This is a genomic window from Streptomyces musisoli, from assembly GCF_016741855.1.
Classification (GTDB): Bacteria; Actinomycetota; Actinomycetes; order Streptomycetales; family Streptomycetaceae; genus Streptomyces; species Streptomyces musisoli.
The window spans coordinates 565281-576960 of sequence record NZ_JAERRH010000001.1 but is presented as its reverse complement, the minus strand read 5'-3'; the positions used below and the strand labels follow the sequence as shown (position 1 = coordinate 576960).

9 protein-coding genes are annotated in these 11680 nt (G+C 72.5%); 5 read left to right on the top strand and 4 right to left on the bottom strand.

Annotation, left to right across the window (positions count from 1 at the left end; genetic code table 11):
* Positions 1-8 precede the first annotated feature (8 nt).
* Entirely contained in the window at positions 9-653 is a 645-nt protein-coding gene (locus JK361_RS02295; RefSeq protein WP_201813890.1) for an amino acid ABC transporter permease, read from the top strand.
* Complete coding sequence (locus tag JK361_RS02290) at positions 650-1528, top strand: amino acid ABC transporter permease (protein WP_201813889.1); 879 nt, start codon at positions 650-652, stop codon at positions 1526-1528. Before JK361_RS02295 ends, JK361_RS02290 begins: the two co-directional genes overlap by 4 nt.
* 48 nt (positions 1529-1576) lie before the next feature.
* Here JK361_RS02290 and JK361_RS02285 read toward each other — a convergent pair whose 3' ends face one another.
* Together JK361_RS02285 and JK361_RS02280 are read right to left on the bottom strand one after the other, a co-directional pair.
* Positions 1577-3142 (bottom strand): alpha/beta fold hydrolase, encoded by a 1566-nt coding sequence (locus JK361_RS02285; protein ID WP_201813888.1) that lies wholly within the window; start codon positions 3140-3142, stop codon positions 1577-1579.
* Positions 3143-3250: 108 nt separating this feature from the next.
* On the bottom strand, positions 3251-3997 hold the full coding sequence (locus JK361_RS02280; RefSeq protein WP_201813887.1) for a hypothetical protein: 747 nt from the start codon (positions 3995-3997) through the stop codon (positions 3251-3253).
* Between the two features lie 143 nt (positions 3998-4140).
* Here JK361_RS02280 and ggt point away from each other — a divergent pair, with 143 nt between their 5' ends.
* Positions 4141-5943 (top strand): gamma-glutamyltransferase, encoded by a 1803-nt coding sequence (ggt, locus tag JK361_RS02275; protein WP_201813886.1) that lies wholly within the window; start codon positions 4141-4143, stop codon positions 5941-5943.
* 126 nt (positions 5944-6069) lie between these two features.
* On the opposite strand, the gene JK361_RS02270 is transcribed toward ggt, so the two are convergent.
* Entirely contained in the window at positions 6070-8607 is a 2538-nt protein-coding gene (locus JK361_RS02270; protein ID WP_201813885.1) for an ATP-dependent Clp protease ATP-binding subunit, read from the bottom strand.
* 421 nt (positions 8608-9028) lie between these two features.
* On the bottom strand, positions 9029-9805 hold the full coding sequence (gene map / locus JK361_RS02265) for a type I methionyl aminopeptidase (RefSeq protein WP_201813884.1): 777 nt from the start codon (positions 9803-9805) through the stop codon (positions 9029-9031).
* 54 nt (positions 9806-9859) lie between these two features.
* Between map and JK361_RS02260 the strand changes: the two genes are divergently transcribed.
* Positions 9860-10111, top strand: coding sequence for a helix-turn-helix domain-containing protein (locus JK361_RS02260; RefSeq protein ID WP_184969576.1), 252 nt, complete (start codon positions 9860-9862; stop codon positions 10109-10111).
* A gap of 150 nt (positions 10112-10261) precedes the next feature.
* Positions 10262-11593 carry a hypothetical protein gene (locus JK361_RS02255; RefSeq protein ID WP_201813883.1) on the top strand — a complete coding sequence of 444 codons (1332 nt, stop codon included), beginning with the start codon at positions 10262-10264 and terminating at the stop codon, positions 11591-11593.
* Positions 11594-11680: the final 87 nt, after the last annotated feature.

The window sequence follows — 11680 nt, the reverse complement described above, 5'->3', positions numbered from 1 at the left end:
AGGACGGCATGAAGGTACTGACAGACAACCTCTCGACCTACGTCGAAGGCTTCCTCGGCACTCTCGAACTCACCGTGTACTCCTCCCTGCTGGCCCTCGCCCTGGGATTCGTGATGGCGTCCTTCCGGGTCGCACCCGTGGGCTCCCTGCGGATCTTCGGCACCGTGTGGGTCACCGTGCTGCGCAACACCCCGCTGACCCTGCTGTTCTTCGCGGTGCTGCTCGGACTGCCCCGGTTCGGACTCGTCCTGCCCTTCGAGGTGTTCGCGGTCCTCGCGCTCGGCTGCTACACCTCGGCCTTCATCTGCGAGGCACTGCGCTCCGGCATCAACACCGTGCCCACGGGGCAGGGCGAGGCGGCCCGCAGCCTCGGGATGACCTTCGGGCAGACCCTGTCGCTGGTCGTGCTGCCGCAGGCGTTCCGGTCCGTGATCCCGCCCGTCGGCTCCACCCTCATCGCCCTCGCCAAGAACTCCGCCATCGCCGGGGCGTTCAGCGTCACCGAACTGCTCGGCACGTACAAGACACTGGGCGAACTCGGCTACAACGTCGTCTGGACCTTCGTCTGGATCGCCGTCGGCTACCTGGCCATCACGCTCGCCATCAGCGCCCTGTTCCACGTGCTGGAGCAGAAGTTCGGAGTGGCCCGATGACCGAGGCCACTGCGCTCTACGACGTCCCGGGCCCGCGCACCCGCCGGCGGCACGCCCTCTACGGGGCGGTGTCGGCCGTCGTCATCCTCGCGCTCGTCGCCTGGATCCTCTATCTCCTCTTCGACACCGCCCAGTTCACCTACACCAAGTGGATGCCGTTCGAGTACCAGGGCATCCAGGAACTGCTGCTGCGCGGGCTCGGCAACACCCTCAAGGCGTTCGCGCTCGCGGCCGTCCTCTCCCTCGCCCTCGGCGGGATGCTGGCCGCCGGCCGGCTGTCGGACCACCGGCCGGTACGCCTGCTCGCCACGCTCGTCGTGGAGTTCTTCCGCGCCATGCCCGTCCTCGTGATGATCTTCTTCATCTTCGTGGCGCTGAAGGTGCAGCCGCTGCCCGCGCTGGTCGCCGGACTCACCCTCTACAACGGCTCGGTGCTCGCCGAGGTCTTCCGCTCGGGCGTGCACGCCGTCGAACGCGGCCAGCGGGAGGCCGCGTTCGCGCTCGGCATGCGCAAGACGCAGGTCATGACGTACGTCCTGGTCCCGCAGGCGGTACGCGCCATGCTGCCGGCCATCATCAGCCAGCTGGTGGTCGCCCTGAAGGACACCTCCCTCGGCTTTCTCATCACCTACGAGGAGTTCCTCCATGCCGGGAAACTCATCGCCTCCAACCTCGACTACGATTTGCCGTTCATCCCTGTGGTGATGGTGATCTCGCCGATCTACATCGGGATGTGCATGCTGCTCTCGTGGTTCGCCGGCTGGGTGTCCCGCCGTGAGCAGCGCAGCCCCAAGACCGAGGCCGTGGCGGTCGCCACGGCCGGCCCTGGGGCGCTGCTGCCGGGCGGGGAGCCTCCCATGGCCCCGAAACCGTAAGGGGGGCGGCAGTCACACGGGCCAGGCTCGTCCGGCGGCAGCCGGAGATCACTGCTCGCCGAGAGGGACGGACACGTACGACGGGTCGTCCGCGGGCGAGGAGAAGGTCAGCTGCGCGCCGGACGGGTTGTGCTCGGCGTAGAGCGGGTCGACGGTGTCGACCACCAGCGCGAGGCGGTGTCCGGCGGGCACGTCGTAGGCCGTGGAGAACAGGTCGAGGTCCACGTCGAACGGTTCGCCGGGCGTCCGCCCGTGCCAGGTGTAGGGCGCGTGGGTGACCAGCTTGCCGATGCCGAGCGGGCCCACGTCGTACAGGTAGGCGACGAGGGTGCCGCTCTCCTCGGTCGGGGTGAGGTTGGTGTGCAGGCGGGCCGTGCCGCGCACCCGCTGGGTGCTGCCGGACCGCTCCGACTGCCACACGGCCGCCCAGCGGCGCGGCAGCAGCGGCATCGAGGCCATCGGCGGCAGCTGGGCGACCTGGTCCAGGATGCTGGAGAGGAAGACGATCCCGCCGTCGGCGCCGGAGTCGACGTTCGCGTGGATGGTGGTCGAGCCGGCGAGCGCCATCTTCTTCCGGGTGGCGGTGACCGACTTCCAGTCCGGGTAGCCCTCGTATCCCCCCGCGCTACGGGACTTAAGCCGGACCGGCTGCTCGCGGTCGACGCCGTTGTCGGCACCCTTGAGGTAGTGGTCGAACCAGCGCCCGGTGTCCGTCCACACGTCGTTGGGCAGCCCGAACAGGCCGGTCAGCTCCGGGGTCGCGTGGTCCCCGGGGCGCAGTTGGAGCCGCTTGGGGACGGTCAGCTTCTCGTAGAAGGAGGCGTACTGGTTGGCCGGGAAGACCGTGTCGCCCCAGGCGTTGGCCAGCATGACAGCGGCGCCGTTCTTGTTCAGCTGGTCGACATAGGTCGCGGCGGAGCGTTTCCTCCCCCAGTCGATCATCTGCTGTTCCGTGTCCAGGTCGGACGCGTACAGGTTGTCGAAGATCTCGCGCAGTTCGGGGCTCTCGCGGCCGGTGAGGGTGGCCGCGCCGTCCAGCACGGCCGCCGCCTGGAGGTGCTGGGTGCGGCCCGAGTAGATCGAGTCGATCAGGTCGGCCCAACCGCTGAGCGCGGCCACCGCCTTGACGCGCTTGTCGTGGGCGGCGGCCAGCAGGCTGATCCCGGCGCCGTACGACACGCCCGCCATGCCGATGTGCTCGGGGTCGGCCGGGGTGTGCGCGAGGGCCCAGTCGATGACCTTGGAGGCGTCCGCTGTGTCGGGCGGACCGGCCACTTCTATCTGTCCGCCGGACTGCCAGAATCCGCGGACGTTGTAGGTGAGCACCACATAGCCGGAGTCGGCGAGCTTCTGTGCCTGCGCGAGGTACTCCACCTGCGGCAGCGCCCAGCTCGTGGGCAGCACGATGAGCGGGTAGCGGTGCGAGTCGTCCGCGCCGGCGGGCGTGACGACGTTCGCCTTCAGTACGGTGCCGCCGTCGCCGGTGATGTCGGCGAAACGGACGGACGGGGAGGCCTGCGCGGCCGGGGCCAGACCGACGACGGTGCCGGCGATCAGCGCCGCCGAGACGGCTCCCGCGGCGGCGGTACGCGCGGTGGTGCGACCGTGTCCCATGGGGGTCACTCCTTCACTTGGCTCAGTGGCAAAGTGACCCGACGGTAACCTTGATGCCTTACCGCAAGTAACCCGTCGGTAAGTTACGTACCAGTAAAGATTGTTGAATCACTGAGCGACCGCGTCGGCGGTATCCGTCCGGGGGAGGGGCCGCAGCGCCGTCCGCGTCATGTCCGCCACCAGTTCGACCACATCCGGGCCGTACGCCTGCGAGTTGAGGACCTTCAGCAGCAGGACGAACGGACCGGTGCCGTACTTGCGGTGGAGCCGCTCATGGTGGCGGGCGAGATAACGGGTCGCGGCCTGGTTGGTGATGGCCCGCTGGCCGCAGAAGAGGAACACCGGCCGGGTCTGCCGGCTCGCGCTGAGACGCACGAGCAGGACGTACTCGGTGACGCCCGGCTCCATCCGGTACCGCTCGCCGCCGATCTGGAAGGCGCCCCGGTCCGGGCCGGGCTCGGCGTCGACGTTCACCTGGACGCCGGGGAGCATCGCCGCCATGTGGGCGAGCATGCGCCGGTTGGACGCCGGTCCGCCCACACAGAATTCGGTCCGCTCCCCGAATCCCTGCCGGACCGAGTCCTGGGTGACCACCTCGACGTTCGCGCCGCAGTCCTTGATCAGCGCGGAGAGTTCCAGGAGTGAGAAGACGTCGAAGCGATGGACGGCCGGCTCCGCGGTGGACGGGTCGCGGTTGACGACGAGCAGGCACTCCGAGTTCTCCGGCAGCCCGAAGAACTCCCGTCTGCGCCGCAGCCTGCGCTGCCACAGGGAGGTGCGGGCCAGCCAGCCGAGCGCGGCACTGATGCCGGCCGCGATGACGCCCAGGACGATGTTGCGCACGTCGTCGTTCATGGCCGCGCATGGTAGCGGTCCCCGGTGACCTCCTACGTACCGGTGTTCGATGTGTGACGTTCGTGTGGCAGCCCCCGGAGGCGTACTGTCGGTACTGCACCGATCTGGTTACGCTGCGCGGACTGTCCCGACGGGAGGTACGCATGGGTCGTCCAGGTACGCGGAAACTGGCGGTTCTGGCGGTCTCGGCCGCCGTGGTGTCGGTGGGGGCGGCGGCGCCACCCGCCGCGACGACGAGCGAGACGGTCCGCAAGGTGCCCGTGGCCGTCGGCTACGGCGGCGCCGTGGCCAGCGTCGACGCGGACGCCTCCGCAGCAGGCATAGAGGTGCTCGAGCACGGCGGCAACGCGGTCGACGCGGCCGTCGCCACCGCCGCCGCGCTCGGCGTGACCGAGCCCTACTCCGCCGGCATCGGCGGGGGCGGCTACTTCGTCTACTACGACGCCAAGTCGCGTACGGTGCACACCATCGACGGCCGCGAGACCGCACCGCTCAGCGCCGACTCCGACCTGTTCACGGAGAACGGCAAGCCGCTCGCCTTCGCCGACGCCGTCAGCAGCGGGCTGAGCGTCGGCACCCCGGGCACGCCCGCCACCTGGCAGACGGCGCTCGACCGGTGGGGCAGCAGGCGGCTCGGCACCCTGCTCGGGCCCGCCGAAAGGATCGCCCGTGACGGCTTCACCGTGGACGACACCTTCCGCTCGCAGACCGCGTCCAACGAGACCCGGTTCCGCTACTTCCCGGACACCGCGAAGCTGTTCCTGCCGAACGGACGGCTCCCCGTCGTCGGCTCCACCCTGAAGAACCCCGAACTCGCGCGCACCTACGAGCAGCTGGGCCGTCAGGGCGTCGGCGCGATCTACCGCGGGGACATCGGCGACGACATCGTCAAGACCGTCGAACACCCGCCGGTGGACCCCGCCTCCGGCTGGAACGCCCGTCCCGGCAAGCTGGCCGAGAAGGACCTCGCGGTCTACCGCGCCAAGCTCCAGGCGCCCACCAGGACCTCGTACCGCGGTCTGGACGTGTACTCCATCGCGCCCTCCTCCTCCGGCGGCACCACGGTCGGCGAGGCGCTCAACATCCTGGAGAAGACGAACCTCTCGAAGGCGAGCGAGGTGCAGTACCTGCACCACTTCATCGAGTCGAGCCGGATCGCCTTCGCCGACCGCGGGCGCTGGGTCGGCGACCCGGCCTTCGAGGACGTGCCCACGAAGCAGCTCCTGTCGCAGCGGTTCGCCGACTCGCGCGCCTGCCTGATCAAGGACGACGCGGTGCTCACCAGCCCGCTCGCGCCCGGCGACCCCCGCCACCTGGCGGCCTGCGGCAAGGGCGGCACGGCGGCCCCGACGACCTACGAGGGCGAGAACACCACCCACCTGACGGTGGCCGACAAGTGGGGCAACGTCGTCGCCTACACGCTCACCATCGAGCAGACCGGCGGCAGCGGCATCACCGTCCCGGGCCGGGGCTTCCTGCTCAACAACGAGCTGACCGACTTCTCCTTCGCCCCGGCCAACCCGGCCGTGCACGACCCGAACCTGCCGGGCCCGGGCAAGCGCCCGCGCTCCTCGATCTCCCCGACGATCGTCCTGGACCGGCACGGCAAGCCCGTGGTGGCGCTCGGCTCGCCCGGCGGCGCGACCATCATCACCACCGTGCTCCAGACCCTCACCGGGTTCCTCGACCGGCGGCTGCCGCTGGTCGACGCCATCGCCGCCCCACGTGCCAGCCAGCGCAACGCGGCCCAGACCGAGCTGGAACCGGGGCTGTACGACAGCGGCGTGCGCAAGCAGCTGGAGGCCATCGGGCACAGCTTCAAACCGAACCCGGAGATCGGCGCGGCGACCGGCGTCCAGCGCCTGCCGGACGGCAAGTGGCTGGCCGCGGCCGAGAAGGTGCGCCGCGGCGGCGGCTCGGCGATGGTGGTGGACCCGGCGCCGTAGCGGCCGCAGGCCCCGCCGCCTCCCAGCCGGCCTCCCAAACGGCCTCCCAGCCGGCCGAGTCGGCTGGAAGGCGGGGCAGGTCGTGGGCCCCGGGCGGGACGCGCCCACCGGTGGGCGCGTCCGGTGTCACAACTCCGGTGCGGGCGGTGGGGCTTCCTCCGTACGGAAGTCCAGCCGTCCGTCCCGCACGTCCACCGTGACCCGGCTGCCCTTGGAGATCGTGCCGTTCAGCAGCAGCCGGGAGAGCTGGTTGTCCACCTCGCGCTGGATGGTGCGGCGCAGCGGCCGGGCGCCGTACTCCGGCTGGTAGCCGCGCTCGGCGAGCCAGTCGACGGCCGCATCCGTGAACGTGACGCCGACGCCCTGTCCGTCCAGCAGCCGCCGGGTGCTCTCCAGCAGCAGGTCGGTGATCTGCCGCAGTTGCTCGCTCGTCAGCTGCCGGAAGACCACGATCTCGTCGATCCGGTTGAGGAACTCCGGCCGGAAGTGCTCGCGCAGCGGCCGCAGGATCTGCTCGCGCCGCGCCTCCTCGTCGGCGTTCGCGCCGCCCGGACCGAACCCGATGCCGGCGCCGCGCCGGGTGATCGCCTCGGAGCCCAGGTTGCTGGTCATCACGATGACCGTGTTGGTGAAGTCCACCGTGCGGCCCTGCGAGTCGGTCAGCCGGCCGTCGTCCAGGACCTGGAGCAGGATGTTGAAGACGTCCGGGTGCGCCTTCTCCACCTCGTCCAGCAGGAGCAGCGAGTACGGGTGCCTGCGCACCACCTCGGTGAGCTGCCCGGCCTCCTCGTGGCCGACGTATCCGGGCGGGGCGCCCACCAGCCGGGAGACGGTGTGCCGCTCCTGGTACTCGCTCATGTCCAGGCGGACCATACGGTCCTCGCTGCCGAACAGCGCCTCCGCGAGGGCCCGGGCCAGCTCGGTCTTGCCGACGCCGGTCGGGCCGAGGAAGAGGAAGCTGCCGATGGGCCGGTGGGGGCTGGCGAGCCCGGCGCGGGAACGCAGTACCGCCTCGGACACCACGGCGACGGCCTCCTCCTGGCCGACCACCCGCTGGTGCAGGTGCTCCTCCAGGCCGAGCAGCCGTTCCTTCTCCTCCTCGGTCAGCCGGCTGACCGGGATGCCGGTCTGCCGGGACACCACCTCGGCGATGGCCTCCGCGGTCACCTCCAGCTGTCCCTCGTCGGCCTTGTCCTCGTTGCTGGCCTCCACGATCTGCCGCTTCAGCTCCGTGATCCGGTCGCGCAACTGCTTGGCCTGCTCGTAGTCCTCGTCGGCGACCGCCTGGTCCTTGTCCCGGACCAGCTGCTCGACCGAGCGCTCCAGCGCGCGTACGTCGGTGCCCTTCGTCCCTGCCCCGAGCCGGACCCGGGCGCCCGCCTGGTCGATCAGGTCGATCGCCTTGTCCGGCAGCCGCCGGTCGGTGAGGTACCGGTCCGACAGCTCGACGGCGGCGACCAGCGCCTCGTCGGTGTACTGGACCTGGTGGTGGGCCTCGTACCGGTCGCGCAGCCCGCGCAGGATCTGGATCGTGTCCTCGACCGTCGGCTCCGGCACCAGGATCGGCTGGAAGCGGCGGGCCAGCGCCGCGTCCTTCTCGATCCGGCGGAACTCCTCCAGCGTGGTCGCGCCCACGATGTGCAGCTCGCCCCGGGCGAGGGCGGGCTTGAGGATGTTCCCGGCGTCCATCGCGCCGCCCTCGCCGCCGGAACCGGCGCCGACGACGGTGTGCAGCTCGTCGATGAACACGATCAGCCGGTCGGAGTGGGCGCGGATCTCCTCGACGATGTTGTTCAGCCGCTCCTCGAAGTCACCCCGGTAGCGGGTGCCGGCCACGACCCCGGTGAGGTCCAGGGCGACGACCCGGCGGCCCGCCAGGACGTCCGGGACGTCCCCGTCGGCGATGCGCTGGGCGAGACCCTCGACGACGGCCGTCTTGCCGACCCCCGCGTCCCCGATGAGGACCGGGTTGTTCTTGCCGCGCCGCGACAGCACCTCGATGGTCTGCTCGATCTCCGTGTCCCGGCCGATGACCGGGTCGATCCGGCCCTCCCGGGCCATCTCGGTCAGATCCCGGCCGTACTTGTCCAGGGTCGGTGTGCCGGTGGGCCGCTGCCGCTCCGGGCGGGGCTGGGTGGTCTCCGGTGCCTCGGACGGCAGGCCGCCAGCCGAGAACCGGGCCGCGTGCAGGATGTGCCCGGCCGCAGAGTCCGGATTCGCGGCCAGCGCGCTCAGCACGTGCTCCGGGCCGATGTACCCGGCGCCGCTCGCCCGGGCCAGGTCGTGCGCGTCCAGCAGGGCGCGTTTGACGGCCGGGGTCAGCGACAGCGAGGTCGGCGGCGGTGCCTCGCCCGGCGGGTGCTGGACGGGGCCGGCCCGGTCGTCGATCTCCGTCGCGAGCGAGTCCGGGTCCGTGCCCGCCCGGCTCAGCAGGCTCCGGGTGGGCTCCGTCGACACGGCCGCGCGCAGCAGGTGCTGGGTGTCCAGGTCCCGGCTGCCGTGCTCGGCGGCGTACTGGGCGGCTCCTCTGACCAGGTCCCGGGCCGGCTGGCTGAGCAGACGGCCGATGTCGATGTGTCGTGGCCCCTGCGCTCCGCCGGGCAGACCGCCGAAGAAGCGGGCCATGAATTCACCGAAGGGGTCAGGAGGGTAGCCGTTGGTCATGGCGTGGGTTCCTTCGCTGACGACATGCGGAGCGACCGGGTAACCCGGGGGTGGGTTGCTCATGCCCACGATGACACGATCCGAGGGGGCGGGCATGTTCGCCCGGCGGGGCGGGCACCCGTGCCCGCCGGGTGGCCGCGGGTCCGCGCGGTGGCCCCTTGCCCCCGGTGGCGGGACCGCACGCCTGCGCGGCCCCACGGCCTTTCGGCCGGACCGCGCGCGGTGAGGATCCGCGTCCTCTCGGGCCGGACCGCACCCGGTGAGGACCGCGCCCTTTCAGGCCGGCACGCGTGCGGTGGAGACCCGCGTCCTTTGATCCGGACCGCGTGTGGTGAGGATCCGCGTCCCTTGCGCCGGACCGCTGGCGGTGAAGACGCGCTCCCTTGAGCCGGACCGCGGGCGGAGACGATCCGCGTCCACTTCAGACCGGCACGCGGGCGGTGAGGATCCGGGGGCCCGAGTCCGTGATCGCCACGGTGTGCTCGGCGTGCGCGGCCCGGGAGCCGTCGGACGTGCGCAGGGTCCAGCCGTCGCTCGCCTCGTAGTAGGTGTCCCCGCCACCCGCGATGAGCATGGGCTCGATGGCCAGGACCATGCCCGGGCGCAACGGCAGCCCCCGGCCGGGGCGGCCCTCGTTGGGGACGTCGGGGTCCTCGTGCATGCGGCGGCCCACGCCGTGGCCGCCGAAGCCGTGCGGGATGCCGTAGCCCGCCGTGCGGCAGACCCGGCCGACGGCGTGCGCGATGTCGCCGACGCGGTTCCCGGCCACGGCCGCCTCGATACCCGCCGCCAGGGCCCGCTCGGCGGTCTCGATCAGCCGGAGGTCCGCCGGGCGCGGGCGGCCCACCACGAAGCTGACGGCCGAGTCGCCGACCCAGCCGTCCAGCTCCGCGCCGCAGTCGACGGAGAGCAGGTCGCCGTCGCGGAGCCGGTACGCGGTGGGGATGCCGTGCACGATCGCGTCGTTCACCGAGGCGCAGATCACCGCGGGGAAGGGGGTCGTCGCGAAGGAGGGGCGGTAGCCGAGGAAGGGCGAGGACGCGCCCGCCTCGCGCAGCACCTCCCGGGCCACCTCGTCCAGCTCCAGCAGCGAGACGCCGACGTGCGCCGCCTTCCGTACCGCCGTCAGGGCGCGGCCCACGACCTGGCCCGCCGCGTGCATCGCGTCGATCGACGTGTCCGTCTTCAGTTCCACCATGCCAATTACTATACCGGTATTTTAATGGGGATCGACGGAGGGCAGAATGGGCGCATGGTGCGCACCCCTCTCACCCCCGAAGAACGCGAGCGCGGCGAACGGCTCGGGCGGCTGCTGCGCGAGGCGCGCGGTGACCGCAGCATGGCCGACGTCGCCGCCGAGGCGGGCGTCTCGGCCGAGACGCTCCGCAAGATCGAGACGGGACGGGCGCCGACGCCGGCCTTCTTCACGGTGGCCGCGCTGGCGGGCGTGCTCGGGCTGTCGATGGACGAGCTGATGGCGCGGTGCGCACCGGCCGTCGTCTGAGGCGCCCGCGCGGCGCCGGCCGCACGGCGTGCGGGATCCGGCCGACAGCCGTCCGCGCCCTGCCGGAAAACTCTCCGTAGCAAGCCCGTAACACAACTGGTGTTGCCTACCGGACGGAGTGCTTGCCGGCAGCCGGGCGGGAGCTGGACGATGGCGGATCGACTCCCCGCTCACATGCGGGAGTTCGCGAGCTACCTGGACGGCCTGCTGGCCCGTCTCGACCAGGGGGCGGGCTGGTGCGGGGTCTTCTGGCAACGCGACCCCGAAGGCATGCAGGCATGCCTGGACGGGCGCGAGGTACCCCCCTGGGACGTGGTGGAGGCCCTGCTGGAAGACCTCGGCGGAATGTACGGCCGGGCCACCGCGACGGCCGAGCGGGAACGGGCCCGCGCGCTGCACGCCGCCGCGCTCGACGCGCACGACGCCCGGCCCGGCGCCCGGGAGGACCTGGCCGACCGCCTCGACGTCATGCTCCGCGAGCAGCGGTACGCCGCGGAGCGCCACGCCGGGCTGGCCCGCCTGCTGTCCGCCCCCGCACCCGGAACGGACACCGACTCGCTGCGCACGGACCTCGCCTGGGCGCGCGACGACCACCGGCGCGCCACCGCACGCTGCGGCGAACTGCGGGCACGCATCGACGAGTTGGACCGGACGGCGGCGCCCTCGTCCCCCGGCCGGGATACGGCACCGGCCCCCGCCCGGATCCCGGCCCGCGCGGTGCCCCCGGCCCCCGCTCCTGCGGACACGCCCGCCGCACCCCGCAGACGCCGTCGGGGCAGTGCCCGGTTCGCCGGGCTGGACGCGGACCAGGGCGCCGCCCCCGCCACCGCGCCGCGGGCCCCCGCGCCCCTGGCGCCGGACGCCGCCGTGCGCCGTACGCCCCGAGGGGCCCGGTTCGCGGGCGCCGCGGAGCCCGCCGAGGCGGCGGCCGGGACTGTCCAAGCGGTGGACGAAGCGGCCGCCGCCGAGGTCGCCGGGGCGGTCGGGCGGCTGGCGCGGCTGCGCACCGAGGGGCGCAGCGGGGAGGCGCACGCACTGCTGGTGGAGCTCGTGGGGTGGCCCGCCGGCCGGCTGCCGCCGCTCGCGGACGCCCTGCACCGCGCCGGGCTCGGCGCCGACTGGGCCACCCTGCTGTGGGAGTCCGCCGCCCTGCCCGCCGAGCGGCTGGTCGCCGCCGCCGACGCGCTCGCCGCGGCCGGCCGGGACACCGACGCGCAGCGGATGCTGTGGCAGGGCGTGGCGCGGCCCGCGGAGCAGATCGGCGCGGCCGTGCTGCGGCTGGACGAAGAGGGCCGCCACCGCGAGGCGCGAGCCCTGCTGGACGCCTGTGTGCGGGCCCGTCCGCCCCAGGACGCCGCCCGGTGCGCCGCCGCCGGCCCCCGGCACCTCGTGCCCCTCCTGCTGGAGGCCGCGCGCGGCGTCTCCGAGGAGCGGCACTGGGACCTCGTGCACGCCCTGCGCGTCGCCGGGCACGCGCCGTGACCGGCAGTCGCCGGCAGTGTCCCGATGTGCCCCGATCCATGCCCCTGGCCGGTGGATCCGCTCACCCACAGGAGTGTGAAACGTGAT